A 25,695-nucleotide genomic window follows, 5' to 3' on the forward strand; every position below is an offset into this window, starting at 1 on the left:
CGTACCTGCCACCGGGCACCGGCGTGCCCCCGCCCCGACATCCAACCAGCTTACGAGGCGCGAGGCGCGGGCCCGGGGTACTCATTCGGATACTCATCCGCGCCTGAGCATCCCGACCCGGTCGGCCGGTGAAGTCCCGCTCCACCCGCACCGGTTCAGTCCGCGCGCACGTAGAAGGGCCGTACGCACTGACGCATCCAGTCGACCACCGGGTCGTGGGCGGCGTCGAGAAGCACGAGCTGCACGGTCCAGTTGATCTGGTGGAGGTTCAACGCCCGGGCGAGCGCGTCATGGGCCTGCTGGCGCACACCGGGCTCCAGGTGGTCGAGCTCCACGCCGACGAAAAGCGCCGGCGCCTCGCCCTCGACGCTCGCCAACCCCCGCCGGGCGGTGCGCACCTGGGCCACCCCGGCGAACTCCCGGCCGGCCGCGGAGAGGAAGTCGACCGGGTCGTCCTGCCAGTCGGGCTCGAAGAGGCGCACCCGCGCGCCGCCGCGGGCACCGGTCAGTACGTCCCCGCCGCCCTCCTTGCAGAGCTCGGCGACCGCCTCGGGCGGCAGCGGAACACCCACCGCACCCTCGGGGTTGACCGCGACGCCCAGCCGCGGCGGCAGCCCTCGGGCGAACTCCCGGGCCGGCACCACGGCACACGGCATGTCCATCCGCACGCACGCCTGGAACTGCTGGAGCGAGCTGTACACCGGCACATAGGGCTTGCCGTCCAGCTCCACGGTCGGCAGCTCCAGGTTCTCGCTCTCCGGGCCTCCGCCCTCGGGCAGCGGCACCCAGAAACTGCTGCGGCCCAGCACTTCCAGCAGACGCCCGCCCGCGTGCGCGGAACCGAGCGCCGCCGCGAGCGTCTCCTCCAGCTCGTTCCCCGGCCAGCCGCCACCGTGCCCCGGTCCGACGGGGTGTGGCTGGTGCGGCTGCGCGGGCTGCGGAGATGCGGTCATGGGCAAAACCCTAGCCCGCGCGCAGTGCCTTCGGGCACGGGGTGCGCCCGCCGGGCGCACCCCCGGCGGGCGCTCGGCCGGCTCCCGTGCGCACCGCAGGAGGCGCACGGCGGGCCGCACTCCCCCGCCTCCGCCGGGCGACTGACGGCCGCCCGCGGGAGCCGGGAGCCGCAGCCCTCGGGACGCGCGGCTGCCCGGGCGCGGGTGCCGGGTGCCGGAGGCCGTCCTTCAGGGCGTGCGGGAGCAGCGCGGGCCGGGCAGCGAAGGACCGCCGGGCCGCCTGTCGACGGGTGGCAGCGCCAGGGAGGGGCCCGGCGGCCCGCCGACCGCGTGCGCGCCCTTCTCGAACGCGGCCCGGCGCAGCGTCGCGGCGGCGGTGCGGTCCAGCAGCAGCGCCGACGAACAGCCTACGGGCAGCCGTCCCGCCGACAGCTCGGCGTGGAGCGCGGCCATCGCCCGTACATGACGGTCGAACGCCCCTTCGGAGACTCCGCGGCTGCGGGACCACTGCCCCGCCCGGGCCTCCTGCGCGCTGACGTCGAGCAGCAGCAGATGCGCCCGCCCGCCGCGTCGAGCGGCCTCCCTGCCGAGCCAGCGTCGCACCCAGCCCCACTGCCCGCAGTCGTGCACCGCGACGCCGGCTCCCGGCAGTCGCAGCACCCACCACAGGCGCAGGTAGTGCGCCACCCGCGCCAGCGGCCGGAGCAGGGCGTACGGCATCCGCCCGACCGCCCGCTCCAGCCGCTCGCGCACATCCTGGGAGTCGATGAGGTGCAGCGGCCCCGTCGGTGCGGTGAAGCGGCGCAGCAGCGTCGACTTCCCCCCTCCCGGCAGCCCGGAGAGGATCACGATGTCGCCCGGTGGCCAGCACAGCTCGGCACCGCGTACGCCTCTGACGTCCCGCACCGCAACCTCCCGGACCGCTGCCGCGCGGACCTCGCCGCGGAGCGCCGGGCGGGCATCGCCGGCGTCCGCCTGCCGCCCGGCGCGGTCGGGCACGTCCGAGCGCCGTATGTGAGCACGCCCCTTGTCCGGGTGTCGGTCCTGTCCTCGCCCGTCCACCGCTCGCATGATGCGCACCGCCGATTCCCGCCGCCCACGCACGAGTTGGGCGTCGCGCTTGTGGCCTGCCGGACCCGGTGTCCGACCGCTGCAGTCGACCTCGGGCAGAGTGCCACAGGCCGGGGGTGCCGCAGCAGTGCGTCTCCGTGTCATGATGAAGCGGCCAACTGCATACCGGCCGTTCGAATCCGCGCGGGAGAGTCCCCCACCGCCTCTGGCACCGCCAGTGGACCGGGGGCGCCGAAGGAGCAAGTCCTCCCTTGAATCTCTCAGGCCCCGTACCGCGCGGGCGAGGCAGATCTGAAAAGCGGGCGTCCCCCGGGCGTCCCACCCAAGGTGCAAGCCGGGCCCCGTACAGGGGATCAGGCGAACCTCTCAGGTTCCGATGACAGATGGGGAGGACATGTCCGCCCCCTGCCTGGGAGCCTGAAAATGACTGAAAATCCCCGTCTCACCGCGCTCGATTCCGTGCACCGCGCCCTCGGCGCGACCATGACCGACTTCGCCGGCTGGGACATGCCGCTGCGGTACGGCAGCGAGCGCGACGAGCACCAGGCCGTACGCACCAGGGCCGGGCTCTTCGACCTCTCCCACATGGGTGAGATCGCGGTCACCGGCCCGCAGGCCGGACTGCTGCTCGACCACGCGCTGGTCGGCAACCTCTCCAGGCTCGCGCAGGGCCGCGCCCGTTACACCATGATCTGCGACGAGCGCGGCGGCATCATGGACGATCTGATCGTCTACCGCCTGGCCGACGAGCAGGACACCCCGCGCTACATGGTGGTCGCCAACGCCGGAAACGCACAGACCGTGCTGGACGCGCTGGTCGCCCGCCAGGCCGGCTTCGACGCCGCTGTGCGCGACGACCGGGACGCGTACGCGCTGCTGGCGATCCAGGGGCCGGAGGCCGCCGGTGTGCTGGCGCAGCTGACCGACGCGGATCTGGAGGGTCTCAAGTACTACGCCGGGCTGCCGGGAACGGTCGCCGGGGTCGAGGCGCTGATCGCCCGCACCGGGTACACCGGCGAGGACGGCTTCGAGCTGTTCCTCGCCCCCGGTGACGCCGACAAGGTCTGGGCGGCGCTGCTGGACGCGGGCCGGGACGCGGGCGTCGTGCCCTGCGGGCTGTCCTGCCGGGACACACTCCGGCTGGAGGCCGGAATGCCCCTGTACGGCAACGAACTCACCCGCGCCACCACCCCGTTCGACGCGGGGCTGGGCCGGGTGGTGAAGTTCGAGAAGGAGACCAACGGCGGTGACTTCGTCGGCCGCGGGCCGCTGGAGGAGGCCGCCCGGCAGGCTGAGCAGAACCCGCCGCGGAAGCTGGTCGGTCTCGTCGCACAGGGCCGCAGGGTGCCCCGATCCGGCTACTCGGTCGTCTCGGCCGCCGACGGCACGGTCATCGGTGAGGTCACCTCCGGCGCCCCCTCCCCCACCCTCGGCAAGCCGATCGCCATCGCCTACGTCGACGCCGCCTTCGCCGAGCCGAACGAGGACGGAGCGAGCCGCGTCGCGGTCGACATCCGCGGCAGCCACGAGGCGTACGACGTCGTCGCGCTGCCGTTCTACAAGCGTCAGCGCTGAACCACCGCGCTTCGGGGACGAACCGGGCCGACCGGTCCCGCGCACCTGCGCGTCACACGGACGCGGTCACTGAGCCAGACTGGTGCCGTCCGTCGTGCCCGCGTGCGGGTGTGCGTGCCGACCGACGCGGTCGTCCCAGCAGGCAGACCGTTCCACCCTCACCATCCTTCTTCCGGGAGAATCCAGACATGAACAACCCCCAGCAGCTGCGCTACAGCAAGGAGCACGAGTGGCTGTCGGACGCCGCGGAAGGCGTCTCGACGGTGGGCATCACCGAGCACGCCGCCAACGCGCTCGGCGACGTCGTCTTCGTGCAGCTCCCCGAGGTCGGCGACACGGTCACCGCGGGCGAGACCTGCGGCGAGCTGGAGTCGACCAAGTCCGTCAGCGACCTGTACTCGCCCGTCACCGGCGAGATCACGGAGATCAACCAGGACGTGGTGGACGACCCGGCGCTGGTCAACACCGCCCCGTTCGAGGGCGGTTGGCTGTTCAAGGTGAAGGTGAGCGGCGAGCCGGACGACCTGCTCTCCGCCGAGGAGTACACCGCCTTCGCCGGGGGCTGACCCAGTCCGCCGGCACCTCGGCCTCCTCACCGGTGGCTGACCGCCTTCGCCGAACCCGTCCGTCCAGCCGACCCAGATCGGACTCGAAGTTCTGATGTCGCTTCTGAACAGTTCACTCCACGAGGTGGACCCGGACGTCGCCGCCGCCGTCGACGCCGAGCTCCACCGCCAGCAGTCCACCCTCGAGATGATCGCCTCGGAGAACTTCGCTCCGGTGGCCTCCCTCCAGGCGCAGGGCTCCGTTCTCACCAACAAGTACGCCGAGGGCTACCCCGGCCGCCGCTACTACGGCGGCTGCGAGCACGTCGATGTCATCGAGGACATCGCCCGCAACCGGGTCAAGGAACTCTTCGGCGCCGAGGCCGCCAACGTCCAGCCGCACTCGGGCGCTTCGGCCAACGCCGCCGCGATGTTCGCGCTGCTCAAGCCGGGCGACACGATCATGGGCCTGGACCTGGCACACGGCGGCCACCTGACCCACGGCATGCGGATCAACTTCTCCGGCAAGCTCTACAACGTGGTCGCCTACCACGTCGACGAGAAGACCAACCTGGTCGACATGGAGGAGGTCGAGCGCCTGGCCAGGGCCGAGCGCCCGCAGCTGATCATCGCCGGCTGGTCCGCGTACCCGCGCCAGTTGGACTTCGCCGCCTTCCGCCGCATCGCGGACGAGGTCGGCGCGCTGCTGATGGTCGACATGGCGCACTTCGCCGGTCTGGTCGCCGCCGGGCTCCACCCCAACCCGGTGCCGTACGCGGACGTGGTCACCACCACGACCCACAAGACCCTCGGCGGCCCGCGCGGCGGTGTCATCCTCTCCAAGAAGGAGCACGCCAAGAAGATCAACTCCGCGGTCTTCCCCGGCCAGCAGGGCGGCCCGCTGGAGCACGTCATCGCCGCGAAGGCGGTCTCCTTCAAGATCGCGGCGACCGAGGAGTTCAAGGAGCGGCAGGAGCGGGTGCTGGAGGGCGCCAAGCTCCTCGCCGAGCGGCTGACGCAGCCCGACGCCGTGGACGCCGGCGTCTCGGTCCTCTCCGGCGGCACCGACGTCCATCTCGTCCTGGTCGACCTTCGCCACAGCGAGCTCGACGGTCAGCAGGCCGAGGACCGGCTGGACGAGGTCGGTATCACGGTCAACCGCAACGCCGTCCCCAACGACCCCCGGCCGCCGATGGTCACCTCGGGTCTGCGGATCGGCACCCCGGCACTGGCCACCCGCGGTTTCGCGGCCGAGGACTTCCGCGAGGTCGCGGACGTCATCGCCGAGGCGCTGAAGCCCGGGTTCGACGAGGCCAAGGCCAAGTCGCTGGCCGGCCGCGTCTCGGCGCTCGCCGAGAAGCACCCGCTCTACCCGGACCTCGTCCAGGGACGCTGACACGTCGACTCCCTGACGGCCGGGACCATTCCGGGTCGCTCCGCCTCTCGCGCGGAGCGACCCGGGCCCGGACCACCGAACCGCCCCGCACCACCCCTGCGGTCCACGAGCCGACGAAGGAGTCCCCCGTGGCCATCTCCGTTTTCGATCTCTTCTCCATCGGCATCGGCCCCTCCAGTTCTCACACGGTCGGCCCGATGCGCGCCGCGCGGATATTCGTCCGCCGACTGAAGAACGAGGGCCTGCTCGCCCACACCTCCTCGGTACGCGCCGAGCTGTTCGGCTCCCTCGGCGCCACCGGGCACGGCCACGGCACTCCGAAGGCCGTACTCCTGGGGCTGGAGGGCCACGCACCGCAGGACGTCGACGTGCTGGCGGCGGACACCTGGGTGGCGCGCATCAAGGAGACCGGGCGGCTTCGGCTGCTGGCCGCCGACATAGGCGACAGCCACGAGATCGCCTTCGACTTCCAGGACGACCTGATCCTGCACCGCCGCCGCTCGTTGCCGTACCACGCCAACGGGATGACGCTCTTCGCCTACGACGAGGCCGGACGCCCGCTCCTGGAGAAGACGTACTACTCGGTCGGCGGCGGCTTCGTCGTCGACGAGGACGCGGTCGGCGAGGACCGGATCAAGCTCGACGACACCCCGCTGAAGTACCCCTTCCGCACCGGCGACGAACTGCTGCGACTCACCCGGGACACCGGCCTGTCGGTCTCCGCGCTAATGCTGGAGAACGAGAAGGCCTGGCGCTCCGAGGCCGAGATCAGGGCCGGTCTGCTGGAGATCTGGCGGGTCATGCGGGAGTGCGTGAGCCGCGGCATGAGCCAGGAGGGCATCCTGCCTGGCGGTCTCAAGGTCCGCCGCAGGGCCGCGAGTTCGGCCCGGCAGCTGCGCGCGGAGGGCCGCGCCGACGCGCTGGCGATGGAGTGGATCACCCTCTACGCCATGGCCGTCAACGAGGAGAACGCCGCCGGCGGACGCGTCGTCACCGCCCCCACCAACGGCGCCGCCGGCATCATCCCGGCCGTCCTTCACTACTACGCCAACTTCGTGCCCGGCGCCGACGACGACGGAGTGGTCCGCTTCCTGCTCACCGCGGGCGCGGTCGGCATGCTCTTCAAGGAGAACGCCTCCATCTCCGGCGCCGAGGTCGGCTGCCAGGGCGAGGTCGGCTCCGCCTGCTCGATGGCCGCCGGCGCCCTCGCCGAGGCCCTCGGCGCCTCCCCCGAACAGGTCGAGAACGCCGCCGAGATCGGCATCGAGCACAACCTCGGCCTCACCTGCGACCCGGTCGGCGGCCTGGTGCAGATCCCCTGCATCGAGCGCAACGGCATGGCAGCCGTCAAGGCCGTCACCGCCGCCCGTATGTCCCTGCGCGGCGACGGACGCCACCACGTCAGCCTGGACAAGGCGATCAAGACCATGAAGGAAACCGGCGCCGACATGAGCGTCAAGTACAAGGAGACCGCCCGCGGCGGCCTCGCGGTGAACATCATCGAGTGCTGAACAAAGGATTCTGCGGGAAGCGTTCACCGCTTCCCGCCACCGGGGCCGCCTCCGCTCGCACAGCAGAGAAGGCCCCGGAGGCGCTCTCCGGAACAGACACGGAAGTGCCTGAGAAGTCCCGTGATGCGTCCGCTGTTTGCCGCTCCATCCGCGCACGGGGACGGTCCGGCCCCTCGACACGCGCCGTCCGGCCGGACGGGGGATCGCCGACCCCCTGCGCGGACCCTCGATTTCGCGAGGTCAGGGGCTGAGTCCCTCGGTCTCGATGTCCACGATCCTGTGGTGCCGGAATGTGAGCGCTCGCTCGGTCGCCGCGAGCGCCGCGGTCACGGTGAGGATCGTGTTCAACCACACCGGCAGACTGACCGGAGAGACAGATGGCGGGAACCGATCGGACCGGACCGACAGGTGGGCGACCACCTCGAGCAGCTGCGGTGCGAGCAGGACCAGGTTCACCACCAGCACCGCCACGGCACCAACGGCCGTCGCGCGACTGACCTTCGGGTGCCGCTGGGAGAGGCGTTCGCGCCAGTGCTCGGGAGTACCCGGCGCCGGGTCGAGACGCTCTTGAGCGCCATCGGCACGGGTCAGACAGATCCTGCGCATGCCGTACGGACTCACGGCCACCTCGATCCGCTCCGATCCGAGAGTGAACCCCGTCGGCATCTCGGCAGTGCGCACATGCCGGTTGTTTCGGTAGAGGGACGCGCGGCCCGACGCGTGATCGATATCGACCGTCGCGATCGACTCGTCAGCGAGATCGGCCGTGAATCGCGTGCGCTGCAACGAAAGGGACGGGCGAAACGGAGGAAGCTCCGCCCCCGGAGCCGGGGCGGGACACCACTCCTCCTCCGAGCTCCCATCGGTTGCCTCAAGCCCCCACGGGTCCTCTGCGTGACGGGTACGGCCGCTCACGACGCACACGCGCGAGTCAGCGAGGGAAGGCACACACCTTGTAGCATGGTCATGCTATAAAACTAGCACGCCCATGCTGGCTTCGGCTAAACTGGAGGCGTGCCCAAACGAGTTGATCCGGACGTTCGCAGGGAAGAAGTCGCCGACGCAGTGATCGAGGAGATCGCCGCGCACGGCCTCCGATCCATCACCCTCGCTCGCATCGCCGCCCGGAGCGGCTTCGCGATCGGGAGTATCCGGCACTACTTCGGGGACACCTTGACCGAGGTGATGCGCTTCACGCTGAGCGTCCTGGTCCAGCGCGCGCAGAATCGCGCCCCCGAGCTGCCCAGCGACCCGGCGACCCGAATGATCAACTTGATCACCTTCGCCGCGCCGACGACCGAACAGGAACGCAAAGAGAACACCGCCCTCGTCGAATACCGAGTGCTGGGGCGCACCGACCCGGAGATCGGAGCAGAGATCGCTGCGGCATCTGTCGCGGCAGAAGCGGCGATTCGTTCCATCCTGAGCGAGTTCTTGGCCGACCGCGCAGTCGACGAGGAAGCGCTCCGACGGGAAGCGCTCCTCCTGGTCACCCTCACCGAGGGTTTCTCACTGAGCTCCGCACTGCTCTCAGCGCCCCTGCAGGAGTCCGACGTACGCGCCGTGGTGACGTCATCCGTACAGCGTCTCCGCGACGCGTATCCGATCACCGACCGGTCCGCCCCGACTTCCTGACGGCCCGTCGTCGCCGCCGACGACGGGCCGCACGCCCGAGGCCCTTCAGCGAGAAGGCGTGGGAACCGCTGGCCCGAACGCCTCGACACTCACCCCGACCCACCGACGACGCACCGGCTGCACATCGGACCCGAAGAGCCCCGTACGGTCCGGAAAGTTGGAAACCACGGGCGTCCTCCCGCCGCTTGACGGATCTCCGGGGATCGATGACCGATGAGCCACCCTGTCGACGCACTGTCCGACGGCGAACTGAACGCTTGCAGCAGCGCCTTGTGTCATATGGGCAGAGCCGATCAATGCATCCGGGAGTTCACCGGCTCGCCGGGTGGTCGGCGGACGGATCCGCGGAGCCGGGCGACAGCACGGCGCTGCGCCCAGAGCCAGACCCCTGCGGTGGCCAGCACCATCAGAATGATTCCGGGCACCATCGCCTCACCGTGTCCGGAACTGCGGTCGATGGTGACCTCGCTGGAGAAGAAGGAGGCGACCAGGAACAGGATGGTGTTGTTCACTGCGTGCAGCACGACGGCCCCCTCGATTCCGCCGGTGCGCCAGGTGATCACCGCACACGCAAACCCTGCGACGAACGTGTAGACGACCAGCCACGGGTCTGCCAGACCGTGAATCACGGTGAACATCAGGTTCGGCACAAGCAGAGCCAACAGCAGGGCGAGTGCGGGCTGCTTGGCGAAGGAGCCGAAGCTTCGCGCCAGGAGACCGCGCGCGGCGTACTCCTCACCGGCGGCCTGCAGGGGGCTGGTGAGCAGCACGACCACGAACAGAACAAAGGTGCTCATCAGCGTGGCCGGCGGCCCGCTGACACCGGCCGCCTCGCGATTCAGGGTGGTCCAGACGATGCCGTACGCGATCCACACCGGCACCAGTGCGCCGGCCAGGGTCAGCGCGAGCTTCCACCGGAAACGGCCGTGCACCGAGTGCATCCATCGCCCGGACTGCCCGAACAGGAGCCGCTGCAGACCGAGGGAAACCGGGACCATCAGTGCGATGGCGAGATTACTGGCGAGCAGCCGAGCCGGGCTCATCGTCACCACTCCGTCGCCCGGCGTCTCCGGCGGCACCAGGCCGAGGTCGAACGACTCCGAGACGAAGACAAGTCCCCAGGTGAGCGTGAAGGTGCTCACGACATAGGCGACGGGGATCAGCACGATCGCCAGCACCGCTTTCCACCAGCGGTAGTCAGGGGCGAGCAGGAACCGATGGTATTCGGTCGGCCCCGAAGGCAGGGACTCCGAGCCCTCGCGATCGCCGTCAACGACGCTCCCGTTCGTCGCGGGTATGGATGAGCGGGGACGGCGGTGGTCTCGTGGCATGTGCTTCTCCTCGACTCGTACGGCATGCGCCGCGCGAGATGGTGGGTGCGCTGTCGTGGAGCCGACGAGCGTTCCTCCCCCAGCAACTGAAGTCGATCGGCCCCCTTGAACCCGCGGGTCCGCCGGCCGCGTGCAGCACGGCCGGCGGACCCGCGTGGAGCTATATTAGCACCACCATGCTAGAAAAAAGCAGCAGTTGCAGTACGTGGACGTGTTCAGCCCGCCCCGCGCGGACCTGGCCGAGACGCACACCTGGGCCCCGCGGCGTCGGGAACAGCCGCTGACCGTGGACCGGGCCACCTGCCACGCGGCGATGTCGCGACGCACCTTCATTCGCCGGTTCGGCGAGGACCGGGGTTCCGCCCGTGCGCCGGCTCACGCTGCAGCGAGTGCTGGTGGCCCGACGCCCCCTGGAGACCTCGGGCAGGTCCATCGAACGCATCGTGGCGGCCTCCGGCCTGGGCACCGCCGCCAACTTCCGCATCGGCTTCCGCCGCGAAACCGGATCACTGCCCAGCGACCACCGCCGTCGACACCGCCTCTCGACAGACGGGCGGGGCTGAGTACGCCGGGTGAAGCCCGCGCAGGGGCGCGCCGCTCTGCGGGTGACGATCCCTCAACCGGCCGGTGTGGCAAGCACGTTGAGTGCGCGCAGTCGACAGGCCGAGACCGGCGAGGCCGGCCGAGACCGCCGAAGTCGGCTGGGTCCGCCGCCCGTGGAGCGCTGGGCGCCGCTTTCTCGCCCTCGGACTACCCCGCGTTCCCGCTTGCGCCAGTCTCGACCATTGTCGCGGTGCAACAGAGAAGCGGTCCTGGCCTTCTTTGCTGTCGCGGGGCCGTCTTCGTATTGGCGATCATCATTGAATGACACAAATGAAGAAACTCGATCGCGGCGCAATTCCGCACTCCGCGGGCCGGCCACGTCACAGGAGTGCTCGGCCGCCCCTGGAGCACCAGATCGACTTACCGACCCGCTCGCAGAAGAGCGCACAGATGATGCTGCTCGAATTCGCCCTTCGGTTCTTGCGCTCTGAATAGCCTTGTCGTGTCAGGTATTTCGCATCGAGGCCGACAGGGAGCGCCTTGCGTACCCACCAGGTTCCGCCACAGCCGCAGGCCCCCTCACCGGCGGGCACCCCCGCAGAGGCCGAGGCTGCACGGAGAAGCGAAGCAAGCAGGCTGCTGTGCGCGGGAACGTATCTGGATCACCGGTACCGCGACCGGGTGATCGACACGTTGTACCGCAACGACCACCGAGTCGTGGCGCCCTCCTTCGGTTTCGACGCCTCCCGCGTCCTGACCCACGCACTCAAGGCGCGGCGGGTGGCAACGGCCTGGGCCCTGGCGGTGACCGCCCTCATGGCCATCGGAGTGGCCGCCACCGGCACCTGGATGCTGATCCTGATCCTTCCCGGACTGCTGCTGACACTGAGCGCCCATGCCGATCGGCTCGCCCTCAGCTCGCCGGGCCGTCGCCGCCGCCTGTCGTCCTTCGCTCTGCGCTGGTTCAGCCGGCTGCTCCTCACCTGGCTGGTACTCGTCACGGTGTGGCAGGCACTGGGCGTGTCAACGGATGATGACGTGAAGGACTCCGAGGGGAAGAGCGCGGACGCGGAGCAGACCAAAACGAGTGATATCGACGCGAACAATGCCGGTGCGGACGGTACGGGCACTCTGCAGAACGACGAACAGGAAACGGGCTTCGAGTTTGGGGATCTGTTCCCCGAAGCGCTCCTACCTCCCGACCAGTTGGAAGCGTGGCTCGGGTTGCTGGTGCTGCTGGCGCTGGGGGCGTGTGTCGCCGGCCGGCAGCTGCAGTTCGTCCAGCTGCTCCGCAGCGACCTCTCCGCGCGGGTGTTCTCCGACGTCTCCGCAGATCCCGCGGAGCGGGCCCGGAAACCCCGTTTGTCCTGGGTTCTGCGCCGCATCCGGAGCGAGCAGCACTCGCCGCTGGTCATGTACCACGAGGCGCGCCCCTTCTGCGGCGCCGGCGTCGCCCGTGACCCCTGGTCCCTGGCGGTCGAACTGCGGCAGGAGCGCCCGGGCGCGGGCCGACCGATCGGGAACGCCGCCGTCCTCGCGGCGGTGCGGCCGTACATCGAGCAGCTGCGCGAGGTGGCCGGCTCCTCGCAGAGGGACGGCCATCCCGTCCGGGACCGCCTGCGTCAGCTGGAGATCGACGAGTGCGTCTTCCTCCCGATGGAGGGGCTGCGCCGCCGTGAGGAGGCGCCGTACGACCGTGCCTCGTTCGAGGAGCACCGGGCACGCGCGACCGAGGAGGGCGGCGAGATGCGCCGTCACTTTCTGCGGATCAGAGTCAGCGGGTGGGAACAGGGCCTGGTCGTCACCGTGTTCGTACGGGTCCACACACAGGGCAGGATGCTGATGCTCGAGGTCGCGCCGCACACGCTTCTGCCGGTGCGGGCCGATTTCAAGGACGCCGACCATCTGCTCTACCGGTTCGCCGACGTGAACAGGTTCGGCAAAGCGGTCCACATCTTCACCATGGTGGCCGGCGCGCCGGGAAGTGCCCTGATGACGTTGGGCCATCAAGGTCTCAGCGCCTGGCGTCGAATGACCGGTGAGGACGACCGGTCGCAGACGGACGGGCCTGCCCTCTCGGTGCGCGAACTCGCCTCGGAGCCGAAGGGTTCGCTGTTCCAGACCATGGACGTCGATCGGTATCTGAAAAGCATTCAGGACCGCATCGCTTACGGAGTGAAGACCGCACTCGCAGAAGCCGGTTACGAGACGGACGAGTTCACGCAGAAGGTGATCCACGTCAGCAACGGCGGCGTCAACATCGACTCCGTCGTGGACAGCACTTTCGCCGTCGGCACGCACGCGCACGCCACCACCGACGGCGCGCAGTCGCCGTCCCCGAGGGGAGCCAGCAGTGGCCAGTGACCACACCCAGCCGCACGTCAACATCGGCGACGTCTCCGGCAGTACGTTCGCCATCGGCAGTCACGCACGGGCCGAGACCAATCACGGCGCCGGAACACGCGACGAGAGCAGCGAGGAGCTCCTCGTTGCGGTCCGGGAGTTGAGGGCGGACCTGACCCGTGTTCGGGCGAGTCCGCAGACCGCCGACCTGGACGCGACCCTGGCCGACACGGAGGAGGAGATCGCCCGCACCGGGAGCGCGGGCGAGGGTCGTCTGGCGCGGTTGCGGGAGCTGCTGAGCTCCGAAGCCTCCCTGGCCACCGTGCTGGCGTCGGCGGGGGCCGTCGCAGGTCTGCTGGGTCTGTGAGCCGGCGGGATGAGTGAGTCGGAGCGCTACTGGAACGAGGACGCGCAGCAGTGGGAGGAGCGCGGCGGTCGCGGCACGCCCGTCGTCACGGACGCGTCCCGCACAACGGCTTCGAAGGGGCGGCTCGGCGCTTCCCGTTCGGTTGACCTCCGAGCGTTGGTGGCTGCGGTCGTGGCCATCGGTGTCGTCGTGGTGGTGGTCGTCGCGCTGGCCACAAAGGGCCCGTCGGGCGAGGAGTCGAAGAAGCCCGCCTCCTCCGATTCTCCTTCCCCCTCCGACTCTCCGCTCCCGACCGACTCCGGCTCGCCGTCCCCCTCGGCCACCGGGCCGCCTCCCGGCGGCGATCCGTCCTCCCTGCCCTCCACACCTCCCGCTCCCGGTGTTCCCGACGGATACGAAGCGGTCGCGGACCCGACAGAGGGGTTCAGCACTGTGATTCCCCAGGGCTGGAGACGGGTCGAGCATTACGTGCCCGGAAGCGATCTCTTCACTGTCACGTACAAGGACCGCGCTGTCAGCAAACTTGTCGAGGCGAATCAGGTGCTCCGAGTCCTCCGTCTGAGCGAGCCCACCGTCGATGAATCCGTCAAGGACCTGACCGAGTTCGCCGGGAATTTCAGTTCACCTCCCGATCCGAAGCCGTTCCACTCCGGCGCCCTCCACGGCAAACGGATGGAGTACGTGCTCACCGAGCCGAGCGGCCCGAGACCCCACCGCGTCGACATCCACTTCAAGGCGGACGACGGGAACCTCTACCGGGTGCTCGTGGAACACGACGGTGGAGACGCGCAACGGGCGAGGTGGAGGGCAACCTCAGCCGCAGAGCACTTCTGCTCCCCCAACGCGTCCTGCGGCAGGCTGGGAAGCCCCTGACTCGCTTCGACCGTTGTCGCGACCGTCCGCCCGGCGACCAACCTCCTTGCTGGGGCGCCGGTTCAGCGCACCGCGCGGTCGGTTGCGAGGGGACCGGGGGCCGGGGTGCCGGCCGTCGGGCCCGGGGCTCGTGTGGCGCGGCGGTGGCCGGTGAGGTGGAGGAGGAGGGCGGCCAGGGCGAAGGCAGCCCCGAGTGGGCCGAGCGCCGCAGCGGAGCCGGCGGAGAGGACGACGCCGCCGAGGAGACTGCCCAGGGCCATGCCGGCGTAGATCACCGAGGCGTTGGCGGTCGCGAGCAGCCCGGCCGCGGCCGGACGGAGCGTCAACAGCTCGCTCTGCAGCGCCGGTACGACCATCCAGCCGCTGACGCCCCAGACCACCACGACCACGGCGACCGGCGCGAGATGCCGGGCGCCTGGCATGGCCGCCGTGGACAGACCGAGGAGCACCAGCGAGGTGACCACGGTGCGGCGCGGCCCCCAGCGGTCGGCGAGTTGGCCACCCAGCAGGTTGCCCGCCACGCCCGCGCAGCCGTACAGGAAGAGCAGCCCGGCGACCACGGCCGGACCGGCGGAGATGAGGTGGTCGAGCAGCGGCACGACGTAGGTGTACACCGCGAAGTCGGCCACCGAGAGCAGCAGCGAGACGAGCAGCAGCGGGCCTGCGACCCGGGCGCAGTCCACCACCTCGGCTCTCGCACCGCTTCCCGGCGCGGGGGTCAGGGCGGGCAGCGCGGCGAGGGCCAGGCAGGCCGCCGCCGAGAGGCCGACGACCGACCACAACACCGGCCGGAAGCCGGCCAGTTCGCCGACGACGTTGCCGACGGGTACGGCGAGCACGGTGGCCGCCGCCAGTCCTCCGATCACCGCCGCCACCGCACGTGCCCGCCACCGCACCGGCACCAGCTCGACCGCCGAGGCACTGGCCGCCGGGGTGAACATTCCGGCGCCGGCGCCCGCCAGCACGCGGGAGAGCGTCATGTCGGAGTACGAGGAGGCCATCGCGGTCAGCGCCGTACCCGCAGCGAACAGGGTCAGGCCGGCGACCAGCGTCAGGCGGCGGTCCCAGCGGCGCGTGAGCACACCGGAGAGCGGCGCCCACACCGCGTACGCCAGAGTGAAGGCGAAGGTCAGCCGACCGACCTGGGCGGCGCTGACGTCCAACTCCCGCTGGATGGCCGGCAACAGGCCGGCCAGCACGAATGTGCCGGTACTGATGACGAAGGTGCCGAGCGCCAGGATCGCGAGCCGCAGCCCGGCCACCACGCCGATGCCGGTGCCCTCCCCAGCCGCCGTCATCTCGGACCGCCGCTCAGGCGCATACGACCGTAGCGAGGCCCGAAAGCCGGACAGGACGCAGGACCGGAGCAGAGTGCACGGCCGGAGCAGGACGCACGGCCGGAGCAGGGTGTACACCCGGATCGGGGTGCAGGACCGGATCGGGACACGTGACCGGAGCGAGACGTCCGAACGAACCGGGACGCGCGACCGCAGCAAAACGCAGGACCGAACCGAGAGGCTGTACCGAAGGGGCGTCTGCGCACTGGACGCTGTGCGGGACCGGAGCAGCGTCTGCACGCGGGTCGCTGCGGAGCCCACGCCGAGTGCGCGTCGACCGGGCCCGCGTCGGCCGAGCACGGCGACTGTGCGTCGACCCGGCCTGCCGCGTCACGCCGGGCCCGTTTCCGGGCCCGGCTCGGTGTGGGCCTGGGTCCGCATCCTGGGTGCCGCGACGGCCGGAGGCAAACGACTTTCCAGGTCGACGGGCACGTTCAGCCCGGGGCGGGAAACCCGGTGTCGCCTGCGCGTTTACCTCCGAGGCAAGTTTGTTGCCCGGGTGGAAGGGCGGCACTTCAATGGGGGCATGGCTACCGAGTCGACCGACCGGCCGGAGGAGGTCCCCGCCGTCGCACCGCGGCTGCGGGAGCTGCGCCGCCGCGCCGGGCTCACGCTGGAGGACGCCGCCCGGCGGCTGAACCTCTCCCCCGCGCACCTCTCCCGTCTGGAGACCGGCCGTCGGCAGCCGTCGCTGCCGCTGCTGCTCACGCTCTCGCGCGGGTACGGCACCACGGTCTCGGACCTGCTCGGCGAGACGCCGCCGGAGGGCTCCCCGGTGGTGCGGGGCGGCAGCACCGCCGAGGCGTCGGCCGCGGGCTGGCACTACCGGGAGGTCTCCCGGCGCGGTCGCGCCATGCAGGCGCTGCGTCTGCGCCTGGCCCCGCAGACCCAGCGCGAACTGGTCCGCACCCACCCCGGCGAGGAGTGGCTCCATGTGCTGGAGGGGCGCGTACGGCTGGTGCTGGGCGAGACCTCGTACCTGCTCGAGCCGGGCGACTCGGCGCACTACGACAGCCTCACCCCGCACCGTCTGAGCGCGGTGTCGGCGGAGGGCGCGGAGCTGCTCTTCGTGCACACCCTGCTGCGCGGTGCGGCGAACGAACTGTGCGTCGCCGACGAGCCGTCGGGCGACAAGGGCTGGAGGGACGGGCGACATGGGCGGTAGCTGGAGCAGGGACACCGGGCTGGAGCGCGGCGACGGGCGGTTCCCCCGCGGGCTGCCGCTGCGACTGTTCGCCTACATCGTGGCGGGACACGTGCTGGCCGGCTTCCTCTTCCTTCTCTTCTCGGTCGGCGCCGGCTGACCACCGCGCGGCCGGTGCGCGTGCACGGGCGTACGTCGCCGCCGTGCCCCCGCGCGCCGTACCCGCGTCCCGGTGCCCGTACGGGCCCGTACGCGCCCGTACCGTACGCGGGCGGGTCCGGTCCGGGCGAGTGGCTCGGTGGTCAGTCTGCGGGGGCGGTGGAGCCGAGGAGTTCGCGGACGCGGCTGGTGATGCGTTGGAACTCCGCGTTCTTCAGGGTGCGTTCGTAGTCGCGGTGGCCGGGCAGCTCGACCGGGAACTCCTCGATCACACGGCCGGGGCGGGGCCCCATGACGACGGTGCGGGAGGCGAGATAGACGGCCTCGGCGACCGAGTGGGTCACCAGGACGACGGTCATGCCGGTCCGTTCCCAGATGCGGCGCAGCTCGATGTTCATGTTCTCCCGGGTGAGCGCGTCCAGGGCGCCGAAGGGTTCGTCCATGAGGAGCACATCGGGTTCGTGGAGCAGGGCCCGGCAGAGCGAGACGCGCTGCTGCATCCCGCCGGAGAGTTCGAAGGGCATGGCCTTCTCGAAACCGGTGAGGCCGGTCAGCTCCATGAGTTCGTCGGCGCGTTTGCGGGCCCAGGCCTTCGGCAGTCCGCGCATCTCGGCCTGGAAGAGGATGTTGCCCCGGGCGGTGCGCCAGTCCAGCAGCGCGGCACGCTGGAAGACGAAGCCGACATCGCGGCGGGGCCCGAGCACCGGGCTGCCGCGCAGCGCCACCTCGCCGGCGGTCGGCGAGGTGAGCCCGGCGACGACCCGCAGCAGCGTCGACTTCCCGCAGCCCGAGGGCCCGGCGATGCTGAGGAACTCGCCGCGCTCCACGGTCAGTTCGATGCTGCTGAGCGCCTGCACCGTACGGTCCCCGGTGCGGAAGGCGACGTCCACGCCGCGGATCTCGACCATCGGGCCGCCGGGGCGGTGGGCTGCGGGTTCGGCGCCGCTTCCGGCGCCCTCCCCGGTCTTGGCGAACATGCTCACTTCCCCTCGGTGGTGAAGCCGGCGTCGTAGTAGGTGTCGGTCTCCCTGGCCTGTTTGATCAGTCCGGCCTCGGCGAGCACCTCGACGGTCTCCCGCCAGTCCTTCTCGGCCGCGTTGCCCGGTGCGCTGCCCTTGGTGTTCTCGGTGGTGAGCAGTGGGATCGTCTCCTGCCACTGCTGGAGGAGCACCTTGGTGCCGGGCATCTGCGGATCGTCGCCCGCCATGGACTCGACGGCGTCCTCGGGCGACTTCTGTGCGGCGGCGAAGGACTCGGAGGTGGCGGCGACCATGCGCTTCACCAGGTCGGGGTCCTTGGCGATGGTGGAGGTGTGGGCGAGCAGACCGTTGCTGAAGAAGTTCAACCCGGCGTCGCTGTACCGCAGATAGGTGACCTTCTTGCCGCTCTCGTCGGAGATCTTCGGGCCCTGGTCGTGGGCGAATCCGATGAGCCCGTCCACCCGGCCGTGCATCATCGCGGCGTTCTTGCCGGCGGAGTCCAGGTTCTGCTGGGTGACGTCGCTCTTGGCCAGGCCGACCGCGTCGAGGTACATGGGGAAGGTGAGGGTGACCGCGTCCCCCGCGGAGGTGGCGATCTTCTTGCCCTTGAGGTCCTTGGGCGACTTGATGCCCGTGTCGCTGAAGACCTGGACGGCCGAGGGGGTGGACTGGAGGAAGACGCCGACGGACTTGACCTTCACGCCCTGGTCGACGTTGGCGAGCAGAGCCGGGGTGTCCGCCCAGCCGAAGTCGAAGTCCCGCTGGCCGACGGACTGCACGGTCCTGGCGGAGCCCTGTCCGGCCTCGACCTTGAGGGCGATGCCGTGCTTCTCGAATATCCCCTCGTCGACCCCGTAGTAGAACGGCGCGTGCTCGCCGTAGGGGTACCAGTTGAGCTGGAGGCTGACCTGGTCGAGATCGGGGTTCTGGGCCGCGTCGCCACCGCCTCCGCAGGCGGTCAGCGTCCAGGTGCAGGCGCCGGCGAGGAGAACGGCCGTGGTGCGGCGGGCGGTTCGGGAGGAGCGTGCGGTGCGGGGGGCGCGTGTGGCCATGACGGATACCTTCCGTTGGCTCGGTCGGTGGGTTCAGACCCGGTTGCGGCGCGAGGCGTGCCACGGGATGAGGAGCATCTCGGCGAGCTGGATCAGCGCGAAGAGCAGGACGCCGAGCGCGGACATGATGATGAGCGCGGCGAAGAGCATCGGGGTGTCGATGTTGCCGTTGGCCTGGAGGATCACGTAGCCCAGACCGGAGTTGGCGCCGACGAACTCGCCGACGACCGCGCCGGTGACCGCCAGGGTCGCGGCGACCTTGAGGCCGGAGAGCAGTTCGGGCAGCGCGGCGGGAAAGCGGACCTTCCAGAACGTCTTCAGCCGGGACGCGCCCATGGTGGAGGTGAGTTCGAGGAGTTCGGGGTCGACCGAGCGCAGTCCGCTGATCCCGGAGATCACCACCGGGAAGAACGCCATCAGCACGGCGACGAGGATCTTCGGGCTGGTGCCGAAGCCGAGCCATACGACGAACAGCGGGGCGATCGCGATCTTCGGCACGACCTGGGCGAAGAGGATGAGCGGGTAGAACGTCTTCTCCAGCGCCGGTGAGTAGACCATCAGCACGGCGACCAGGATGCCGACCACGGCGGCGATCACGAAGCCGGCGACGGTCTCCCCCGTCGTCACGAGCGTGTGCTCCCACAGGTAGGCCCCGTGGTCGGTGAAGGTGCTCCAGGTGTCTCCCGGCGACGGGATGATGTACGGCTGCACCAGCTCGGTGGCGGTCACCACGAACCACGCGACCGTCAGCAGCGCGAGGAAGGTGACCGGGTAGACCGCGCCGGTGACCGCACTCGGCGGACGGCGACGGCGTACGGGCTTGGTGGCGGTCCGGTCGTCGTCGGCGACGGCTGCGGACGGAGGATCGGATACGTGCTGTGCCTGTGGAGCCATGCGGACCTCGCGTCGCGCCTCGGGGGAAAAGACAGGGAAGCCACAGCTTGTTAGAAAGCGCTTACTCGAACTGCTGGAAGAATGGGATAGCGCTTTCCCGTTTCGGGGATATTAAGTTGACGCGAAGGGGGCGTCAATGCCCCCGCGAAGGATGGGAAGTGATGTGCGCAGGACGAGGCCCAGGGCATCCAGCAGCGGCAATCCGACGCTCGCGGACGTGGCCGCCCGCGCCGGGGTCTCCCTGGCGACCGCCTCCCGAGTGCTCAACGACAGCACCCGGAAGGTCGGACCCGAGCACCGCGAGCGGGTGGTCCGCGCGGCCCGGGAGCTCAACTACCGCACCGACCTCTCGGCACAGGCGATCGCGCGCGGCAGCGCCCCGGTGCTCGCGCTCCTCGTCAGCAGCATCGACGACCCGTACTTCTCCGCCATCGCGGAGGGCGTCGCCGAATCGGCGCACGCCCACGGGGTCATCGTCACCATCGCGATCACCGCGCGCGACAGCGAGCGGGAGCTGACCTCGGTGCGCACCATCAGGGGGCAGCGACCGAGGGCCATCCTGATCAGCGGCAGCCGCATCTCGGGGAACCCGCACACCGGTGAACTCCTGGAGGAGCTGCGGGCGTTCACCGCCGGCGGCGGTCGGACGCTCTTCCTCAGCCAGTCGGTGGGCGGGCTCGGCGCGGTGCGACCGGCCAACTCCACCGGCGCCCAGGACCTCGGGATCGCGGTCTCCCGGCTCGGATACCGCCGGGCGGCGGTGGTCACCGGCGCCGCCCACCTGGAGAGCGTCGCGGAGCGAACGGAGGGGCTGCGCAGGGGACTTGCGACCGGCGGCGGCAAGATCGCGCTGGTGGAGGGCGACAGCTTCGACCGTTCCGGCGGCTACCGGGCGACGCGGCGACTGATCGAGTCGGGCCGGATCGAGGAGGTCGACGTGCTCTGCGCGGGCAACGACTTCATGGCGGTCGGCGCGATGACGGCGCTGCGGGACAGCGGCATCCAGCCGGGCCGGGACGTCGCGATCACCGGGTTCAACGACATCGAGACGGCGGCGGACGTCACCCCGCAGCTGACGACGGTGCGCTTCCCGCTCGCAGAGATCGGACGGCGCGGCGCGGACCTCGCGCTCGACCCGTCGACTCCGCTCACCGAGGACATCTGCGTACCGGGCGAGGTGATCCTGCGCGCCTCATGCCCGCCGCGCACCCCGCACCGCACGGCGTAGCGAGCGGTCGCCGACTCCCTTGCGGGACACGGGAGTCGGCGGAGCACGGGAGCACGCGGGCAGCGGGCAAGCGGGCGGGCAGTTGCCGTCGACTTCTTCGACCGCCCGGGCAGCGACCGCTTTCGTGCGACTTCTGAGCACGTGTCAGAACCTTGCGTGTCCGTGTCATTGACAACGACTGGGGCGCGTCCGTACTTTCCTCGACAGTAAACGCTTTCTACGAGCGATCGAGGATCCCCATGCATCCACCATCGCCAGCCCGCACCGGCCTCCCCCGGTGCACCGGTAGCGCCGTGCGCACCGCCGGAAGCGCCGCCGTTCGCCCCCGCCGCAGCCTCGGCCCTCCGTAACCCCGCCCTCCGGGGCACGGGCCCCGACACCGACATCGCGACCGGGAACAGCGCGGCGCGGACACAGGAAGTGCGAGGGAGGGAGAGCGCAGATGACCGCCGACCCCGAGAAGGACGACCCCGGCGCAGCCTTGCCGGGCGGTATCGGCCTGTCCCGGCTGCGGGTCTACGACTGGCCCGCCCCGCCCGGCGCCGACGGCGTGTGCGGCGGCACTCCCCACATGCATCTGGCCTGCACCGAGGCGTACGCCGTGGTGGGCGGCCGGGGGGCGGTGCAGACCCTGACCGCCGCCGGGGGTTTCGCCTCGACGCCGCTGCGCGAGGGCGATCTGGTGTGGTTCACCCCGGGGACCGTGCACCGCCTGGTCAACGACGGCGGTCTGCGCATCCTGGTGCTGATGCAGAACTCCGGCCTGCCGGAGGCCGGCGACGCGGTGTTCACCTTTCCGAGCGAAGTGCTCGCCGACCCGGAGGCCTACGCACGCGCCGCGGCTCTCGGTCGCGAGGACCCGGCGCACGACGCCAGGAATCGGCGCGATCTCGCCCTCACCGGCTTCACCGAACTGCGCCGCCGGCTGGACGCGGGCGACCCGGCGGCGCTGACCGAATTCCACCACGCGGCCCTGCGGATCGTCCGCGACCGACTCCCGGACTGGCGCGCCCGGTTCGCCGAAGGGCCGGCCGCCGAAGTCGCCCGTACCTCCTCCCACCTCGACGCACTCGCCACCGGCGACACCTCCCATCTGCAGTCCGCGGCCGTCCACCGCGGTGACCCGTCCCCGGCCTGGGGGATGTGCGGACGGCTCGACAAGTACGGCCGGGAAGGCGTCACCCGGATCGTCTGACCGCTCTGGGGGTACGAGCCGCCGCTCCGTACCCGGCCGCCCCGGCGGTACGCCGCTGCGGCGCGTGCAGCACACCCGCCCCCGACGCGTACAGCGCAACCGTGCGAGCGGCTGCCCGCGCGCTTCCGCCCCGCCGGCGGCTGGGCGCGCACGACCGCGCAGCCGCACCGCGAGCACGCCCTGCCCCACCGCCGCAACGCCGACCGCGTCCCACCACCGCACCCGACGGCCCTGTTCGCCGACGCCCGTACCGCACCCGTACCGCACCCGGACGGCTCCGGGCACTCGGTCGCTCACCCCTGCCCGCGCTCCGATCCCTCCCGCGCACCCCGTTCCACCCGCCCGGATCAGCGCAGACCGCCAACGTCGGGCCACAGACCGCGAATCGAGCGGACCGCACACCGCACACCGCGAGTCGCGGACCGCACACCGCACACCACACAGCACACACCACACAGCAGATCGATCACTGCTCACCGAAGGAGCGCATCGCATGCTGCCAGGACCACGCCGATCACGCCGATATCCGGCGACGACTCTGGGGCTCGCCCTGGTCGCCGCCCTGACCATCCCCCTGGGTACGGCGGTCGCCGCCGCACCCGACGACGAACTGCCGCCCCAGGAGCCGGGGGTGACGCTGCGCGCCTTCGATGTCGGCTTCGAGCCGCAGAAGATCTGCGCACTGACCGAGGGGCAGACCCCCAACATCGACGTGCTGCGCAAGACCGTCGACTGGAAGACCGACGAGGACTTCGGCGGCATCGCCAACAACTTCATGGCGCACGTCATCGCCAACATCCACGTCCCCGAGGACGGCAGCTACGACTTCCGGATCATCAGCGACGACGGCTCGCGCCTCTACCTCAACGGCGACCAGATCATCGAGAACGACCAGCGCCAGCCGCCGACGCCGGCCGACGGCACCGCCGAACTCACCGAAGGCGCGCACGCGTTGCGGGTCGACTACTTCCAGGGCGCGCACGGCAAGGAGCTGCGGCTGGAGTGGAGCCCGCCGGGCGCGGACGGGTTCTCCCTCGTTCCCGAGTCCGCGCTGACCACGGACTCGGGCGTCACCCGCGTCACCTCCCCGGGTGTGAAGTCGTGCGTCGACGGCGACCAGAGCCCCGGCGACGGCGCACCGCTGGCCGAGCTGCACCCGGACTTCACCCTCACCGACCTCCGACCCGGCGGCTTCGAGCCGAAGGTCACCGGGATGGACTGGTTCGACGACGACCGGATGGTGCTGACCACCTGGGCGGGCCGCGAGAGCTTCGACGGTGCAGTGGAGATCGTCGAGGGAACGGTCGGTGACGACGCCGACCCGGAGAAGATCACCACCAAGGTGGTAGCCGAGGACATGAACGAGCCGCAGGGCGTGCTCGTCGAGGACGGCGAGGTCGTCGTCGCGGAGAAGCACCAGCTCAGCAGGTTGGTGGACGCCGACGGCGACGGCTTCTACGAGGACACCGAGGCCATCGCCACCTGGCCCAGCGGCGGTACGTACCACGAGTTCGGCTTCGGACTGCTGGCCGACGAGGACCACTACTACCTGAACCTCTCGGTCGCCATCACCCCCGGCGGCAGGACCACGGTCCCCCAGCACGTGGAGAACCGCGGCACCTCGATCAAGATCGACAAGAAGAACGGCGAGGTCGAGTACGTCGCCGGCGGTCTGCGCACCCCCAACGGAATCGGCTGGGGTCCGGACAACGAGGTCTTCGTGATGGACAACCAGGGCGACTGGCTGCCGTCCTCGAAGATGGTGGAGATCAAGAAGGACGGCTTCTACAACCACCACACCACTCCGGCCGGTCCCTTCGACGACCAGCCCGTCACCGATCCGGTGCTCTGGCTGCCGCACGGCGAGATCTCCAACTCCCCGACCAATCCCGTGCTGATGGAGAAGGGCCCCTTCAAGGGCCAGATGGTCTTCGGCGACGTCACCTACGGCGGTCTCCAGCGCGCGTACCTGGAGGAGGTCGACGGGAAGAAGCAGGGCGCCGTCTTCCGGATGACCCAGGGCCTGGAGTCCGGCGTGAGCCGGCTGGCGCTCGGTCCGGACGGCGCGTTCTACGTGGGCGGCATCGGTGGCGGCGGCAACTGGGAGCAGCCGGGCAAACTGCCTTACGGACTGCAGAAGTTGAAGCAGACCTCCGAGGACGCGATGGACATTCACTCGATGGAGGTGACCTCCTCCGGCTTCGACCTGACGTACACCAAGCCGGTCTCCGAGGAGGTGGTCGAGAACCTCGCCGAGCGGTACGAGGTGCAGCAGTGGTCCTACAACCCCACCTCCCAGTACGGCGGCCCCAAGCGCAATCAGGAGACGCTGCGGGTCAGCGGCGCGACGGTCTCGGACGACGGCACCACGGTGAGCCTGAAGATCGACGGTCTGCGCGAGGACCGGGTGGCGCACGTACGCTCCCCGCGGCCGTTCGCCGCGGCCGACGGCACCGCACTGTGGAGTACCGAAGCCTGGTACACCGTCCACAACATCCCCGACTACACCGAACCGCCCAACCCGATCGGTCTCTACGAGGCCGAGGAAGCCCTGCTCGGCGGTGAGGCAGACATCGACAACGAGCACGCGCACCACACCGGCGAGGGCTTCGTCGACGGCTTCGACAAGATCGGCTCCTCGGTCACCTGGACCGTCGACGCCGAACGGGCCGGCACCCAGCCGGTGGTCCTGCGCTACGCCAACGGCCCCAACCCCTACGTCGGCACCAAGACGATCTCGCTGGACGTCAACGGCGAGGACAAGGGCCAGATCGAGATGAAGACCACCGAGGTCTGGAACCGCTGGGCCGACCACGTCGAGCAACTGGACCTGAAGGAGGGCAAGAACACCATCACGGTCTCGGCCGGCGAGGACGACGACCGCCATGTCAACTGGGACCATCTGCGGCTCCAGCGCGAAGCCTGCACCCCCGCGAAGCCCGAGGAGGGCTACCGGATGCTCTTCGACGGCACCGAGGAGAGCTTCGCCGACTGGGAGACGGCCGGGCCCGGCGACTTCATCACCCAGGCCGACTGCACGATCCGCTCCGTCGGCGGCCTCGGCCTGACCACCCATCCCGACGAACTGACCGACTACAGCCTGAAGTTGGACTGGAAGATGGGCGGTGACGACAACTCCGGGGTGCACCTCGGCCTGCCGGACCCCGAGGGCGACGCCGAGGCGCGCAACAAGGGCTTCGAGGTGCAGATCGACGCCACGGACGAGCCGGAGCGCACCACCGGCGCGATCTACAACTTCCAGGGCGCCGACATCGAGGCCCGCGACAAGGCGCTCAACCCGCCGGGCGAGTGGAACTCCTACGAGATCGTGGTGGAGGACCAGCGGGTGAAGGTGTACCTCAACGAGGTGCTGATCAACGACTACGACAGCAAGGGCGCCGACCCGGACCGGGACCTCGGCTCGGGCCGCATCGGACTCCAGAACCACCACACCGGTTCGGACGTGTGGTTCCGCGATGTCCAGGTCAAGGATCTCGGCTAGCGCTCGACCGGCCGCAACCCCCGCTGTCCGCGCACCGGTTCACCGCTGCGCGGACAGCGGG

21 protein-coding genes, 1 pseudogene and 2 riboswitches are annotated in these 25,695 nt (G+C 70.4%); of the genes and pseudogenes, 14 read left to right on the plus strand and 8 right to left on the minus strand.

The features are described from left to right. Positions 1 to 155: 155 nt before the first annotated feature. Positions 156 to 953, minus strand: coding sequence for an enhanced serine sensitivity protein SseB (locus JGS22_RS00940; protein WP_211038724.1), 798 nt, complete (start codon positions 951 to 953; stop codon positions 156 to 158). Positions 954 to 1,181: 228 nt separating this feature from the next. Continuing rightward, positions 1,182 to 1,952, minus strand: a complete 771-nt coding sequence (locus tag JGS22_RS00945) for an ATP-binding protein (protein ID WP_216814797.1) — start codon at positions 1,950 to 1,952, stop codon at positions 1,182 to 1,184. 246 nt (positions 1,953 to 2,198) lie between these two features. Then, positions 2,199 to 2,309: riboswitch (glycine riboswitch) on the plus strand. Further along, positions 2,310 to 2,417: riboswitch (glycine riboswitch) on the plus strand. A gap of 30 nt (positions 2,418 to 2,447) precedes the next feature. Here JGS22_RS00945 and gcvT point away from each other — a divergent pair. The 4 genes from gcvT to JGS22_RS00965 all read left to right on the plus strand — a co-directional run bounded on the left by gcvT (position 2,448) and on the right by JGS22_RS00965 (position 7,051). Continuing rightward, complete coding sequence (gene gcvT / locus JGS22_RS00950) at positions 2,448 to 3,599, plus strand: glycine cleavage system aminomethyltransferase GcvT (protein WP_211038728.1); 1,152 nt, start codon at positions 2,448 to 2,450, stop codon at positions 3,597 to 3,599. Positions 3,600 to 3,787: 188 nt separating this feature from the next. Further along, positions 3,788 to 4,165 (plus strand): glycine cleavage system protein GcvH, encoded by a 378-nt coding sequence (gcvH, locus tag JGS22_RS00955; protein ID WP_211038730.1) that lies wholly within the window; start codon positions 3,788 to 3,790, stop codon positions 4,163 to 4,165. 94 nt (positions 4,166 to 4,259) lie between these two features. Further along, positions 4,260 to 5,540 (plus strand): serine hydroxymethyltransferase, encoded by a 1,281-nt coding sequence (gene glyA, locus JGS22_RS00960; protein ID WP_211038732.1) that lies wholly within the window; start codon positions 4,260 to 4,262, stop codon positions 5,538 to 5,540. Positions 5,541 to 5,668: 128 nt separating this feature from the next. Beyond that, positions 5,669 to 7,051, plus strand: coding sequence for an L-serine ammonia-lyase (locus tag JGS22_RS00965; RefSeq protein ID WP_211038734.1), 1,383 nt, complete (start codon positions 5,669 to 5,671; stop codon positions 7,049 to 7,051). Between the two features lie 240 nt (positions 7,052 to 7,291). Here the strand turns inward: JGS22_RS00965 and JGS22_RS00970 are convergent, their stop codons facing one another. Continuing rightward, positions 7,292 to 7,837, minus strand: a complete 546-nt coding sequence (locus tag JGS22_RS00970; RefSeq protein WP_211038736.1) for a hypothetical protein — start codon at positions 7,835 to 7,837, stop codon at positions 7,292 to 7,294. Positions 7,838 to 8,065: 228 nt separating this feature from the next. On the opposite strand from JGS22_RS00970, the gene JGS22_RS26905 reads away from it, so the two are divergent. Beyond that, positions 8,066 to 8,686 (plus strand): TetR/AcrR family transcriptional regulator, encoded by a 621-nt coding sequence (locus JGS22_RS26905; protein ID WP_211038738.1) that lies wholly within the window; start codon positions 8,066 to 8,068, stop codon positions 8,684 to 8,686. Positions 8,687 to 8,979: 293 nt separating this feature from the next. Here the strand turns inward: JGS22_RS26905 and JGS22_RS00980 are convergent, their stop codons facing one another. Then, the gene (locus tag JGS22_RS00980; RefSeq protein ID WP_211038740.1) at positions 8,980 to 10,017 is read right to left on the minus strand and encodes a CPBP family intramembrane glutamic endopeptidase; all 1,038 of its coding nucleotides are present in this window, start codon (positions 10,015 to 10,017) and stop codon (positions 8,980 to 8,982) included. A gap of 356 nt (positions 10,018 to 10,373) precedes the next feature. On the opposite strand from JGS22_RS00980, the pseudogene JGS22_RS00985 reads away from it, so the two are divergent. The 4 genes and pseudogenes from JGS22_RS00985 to JGS22_RS01000 form a co-directional block, all read left to right on the plus strand. Beyond that, a pseudogene (locus tag JGS22_RS00985) lies at positions 10,374 to 10,580 on the plus strand (helix-turn-helix domain-containing protein); the annotation flags it as partial. A 661-nt stretch (positions 10,581 to 11,241) separates the two neighbouring features. Next, positions 11,242 to 12,924 carry an AbeC-like domain-containing protein gene (locus JGS22_RS00990; protein ID WP_308405453.1) on the plus strand — a complete coding sequence of 561 codons (1,683 nt, stop codon included), beginning with the start codon at positions 11,242 to 11,244 and terminating at the stop codon, positions 12,922 to 12,924. Then, a complete protein-coding gene (locus JGS22_RS00995; RefSeq protein WP_211038745.1) occupies positions 12,914 to 13,270 on the plus strand; it encodes a hypothetical protein in 357 nt (118 codons plus the stop codon). Before JGS22_RS00990 ends, JGS22_RS00995 begins: the two co-directional genes overlap by 11 nt. Positions 13,271 to 13,279: 9 nt before the next feature. Further along, complete coding sequence (locus JGS22_RS01000; RefSeq protein WP_211038747.1) at positions 13,280 to 14,143, plus strand: hypothetical protein; 864 nt, start codon at positions 13,280 to 13,282, stop codon at positions 14,141 to 14,143. Positions 14,144 to 14,205: 62 nt separating this feature from the next. Here the strand turns inward: JGS22_RS01000 and JGS22_RS01005 are convergent, their stop codons facing one another. Beyond that, positions 14,206 to 15,441 carry an MFS transporter gene (locus JGS22_RS01005; protein WP_211038749.1) on the minus strand — a complete coding sequence of 412 codons (1,236 nt, stop codon included), beginning with the start codon at positions 15,439 to 15,441 and terminating at the stop codon, positions 14,206 to 14,208. A gap of 565 nt (positions 15,442 to 16,006) precedes the next feature. Between JGS22_RS01005 and JGS22_RS01010 the strand changes: the two genes are divergently transcribed. Together JGS22_RS01010 and JGS22_RS01015 are read left to right on the plus strand one after the other, a co-directional pair. Next, the gene (locus JGS22_RS01010; RefSeq protein WP_211038751.1) at positions 16,007 to 16,645 is read left to right on the plus strand and encodes a helix-turn-helix domain-containing protein; all 639 of its coding nucleotides are present in this window, start codon (positions 16,007 to 16,009) and stop codon (positions 16,643 to 16,645) included. After that, a complete protein-coding gene (locus JGS22_RS01015; RefSeq protein WP_211038753.1) occupies positions 16,635 to 16,784 on the plus strand; it encodes a DUF6126 family protein in 150 nt (49 codons plus the stop codon). Before JGS22_RS01010 ends, JGS22_RS01015 begins: the two co-directional genes overlap by 11 nt. A gap of 142 nt (positions 16,785 to 16,926) precedes the next feature. On the opposite strand, the gene JGS22_RS01020 is transcribed toward JGS22_RS01015, so the two are convergent. The 3 genes from JGS22_RS01020 to JGS22_RS01030 are packed head-to-tail and all read right to left on the minus strand — an operon-like array spanning position 16,927 to position 19,709. Then, on the minus strand, positions 16,927 to 17,760 hold the full coding sequence (locus JGS22_RS01020; RefSeq protein ID WP_211038754.1) for an ABC transporter ATP-binding protein: 834 nt from the start codon (positions 17,758 to 17,760) through the stop codon (positions 16,927 to 16,929). Between the two features lie 2 nt (positions 17,761 to 17,762). Next, entirely contained in the window at positions 17,763 to 18,815 is a 1,053-nt protein-coding gene (locus JGS22_RS01025; RefSeq protein WP_211038755.1) for an ABC transporter substrate-binding protein, read from the minus strand. A 33-nt stretch (positions 18,816 to 18,848) separates the two neighbouring features. Further along, complete coding sequence (locus JGS22_RS01030; RefSeq protein WP_211038756.1) at positions 18,849 to 19,709, minus strand: ABC transporter permease; 861 nt, start codon at positions 19,707 to 19,709, stop codon at positions 18,849 to 18,851. A 163-nt stretch (positions 19,710 to 19,872) separates the two neighbouring features. Here JGS22_RS01030 and JGS22_RS01035 point away from each other — a divergent pair, with 163 nt between their 5' ends. From JGS22_RS01035 to JGS22_RS01045, 3 genes are all read left to right on the plus strand, one after another. After that, positions 19,873 to 20,937, plus strand: coding sequence for a LacI family DNA-binding transcriptional regulator (locus JGS22_RS01035; protein WP_211038757.1), 1,065 nt, complete (start codon positions 19,873 to 19,875; stop codon positions 20,935 to 20,937). 442 nt (positions 20,938 to 21,379) lie between these two features. Further along, positions 21,380 to 22,132: a cupin domain-containing protein gene (locus tag JGS22_RS01040; protein WP_211038758.1), complete on the plus strand. Its 753-nt coding sequence runs from the start codon at positions 21,380 to 21,382 to the stop codon at positions 22,130 to 22,132. A gap of 493 nt (positions 22,133 to 22,625) precedes the next feature. Next, complete coding sequence (locus JGS22_RS01045) at positions 22,626 to 25,634, plus strand: 3-keto-alpha-glucoside-1,2-lyase-like domain-containing protein (protein WP_211038759.1); 3,009 nt, start codon at positions 22,626 to 22,628, stop codon at positions 25,632 to 25,634. Positions 25,635 to 25,695 lie beyond the last annotated feature (61 nt).

This window comes from Streptomyces tardus, from assembly GCF_018101125.2.
Classification (GTDB): domain Bacteria; phylum Actinomycetota; class Actinomycetes; order Streptomycetales; family Streptomycetaceae; genus Streptomyces; species Streptomyces tardus.

What these genes read in the sequence shown, in the direction of transcription:
- JGS22_RS01020 (WP_211038754.1), bottom strand. Translation starts at nt 17,760, where the DNA reads ATGTTCGCCAAGACCGGGGAGGGCGCCGGAAGCGGCGCCGAACCCGCA.
- JGS22_RS01045 (WP_211038759.1), top strand. Translation starts at nt 22,626, where the DNA reads ATGCTGCCAGGACCACGCCGATCACGCCGATATCCGGCGACGACTCTG.
- gcvH (WP_211038730.1), top strand. Translation starts at nt 3,788, where the DNA reads ATGAACAACCCCCAGCAGCTGCGCTACAGCAAGGAGCACGAGTGGCTG.
- JGS22_RS01010 (WP_211038751.1), top strand. Translation starts at nt 16,007, where the DNA reads ATGGCTACCGAGTCGACCGACCGGCCGGAGGAGGTCCCCGCCGTCGCA.
- JGS22_RS01005 (WP_211038749.1), bottom strand. Translation starts at nt 15,441, where the DNA reads ATGACGGCGGCTGGGGAGGGCACCGGCATCGGCGTGGTGGCCGGGCTG.
- JGS22_RS01025 (WP_211038755.1), bottom strand. Translation starts at nt 18,815, where the DNA reads ATGGCCACACGCGCCCCCCGCACCGCACGCTCCTCCCGAACCGCCCGC.
- JGS22_RS01000 (WP_211038747.1), top strand. Translation starts at nt 13,280, where the DNA reads ATGAGTGAGTCGGAGCGCTACTGGAACGAGGACGCGCAGCAGTGGGAG.
- JGS22_RS01040 (WP_211038758.1), top strand. Translation starts at nt 21,380, where the DNA reads ATGACCGCCGACCCCGAGAAGGACGACCCCGGCGCAGCCTTGCCGGGC.
- JGS22_RS01030 (WP_211038756.1), bottom strand. Translation starts at nt 19,709, where the DNA reads ATGGCTCCACAGGCACAGCACGTATCCGATCCTCCGTCCGCAGCCGTC.
- JGS22_RS00940 (WP_211038724.1), bottom strand. Translation starts at nt 953, where the DNA reads ATGACCGCATCTCCGCAGCCCGCGCAGCCGCACCAGCCACACCCCGTC.
- JGS22_RS00980 (WP_211038740.1), bottom strand. Translation starts at nt 10,017, where the DNA reads ATGCCACGAGACCACCGCCGTCCCCGCTCATCCATACCCGCGACGAAC.
- JGS22_RS01015 (WP_211038753.1), top strand. Translation starts at nt 16,635, where the DNA reads ATGGGCGGTAGCTGGAGCAGGGACACCGGGCTGGAGCGCGGCGACGGG.
- gcvT (WP_211038728.1), top strand. Translation starts at nt 2,448, where the DNA reads ATGACTGAAAATCCCCGTCTCACCGCGCTCGATTCCGTGCACCGCGCC.
- glyA (WP_211038732.1), top strand. Translation starts at nt 4,260, where the DNA reads ATGTCGCTTCTGAACAGTTCACTCCACGAGGTGGACCCGGACGTCGCC.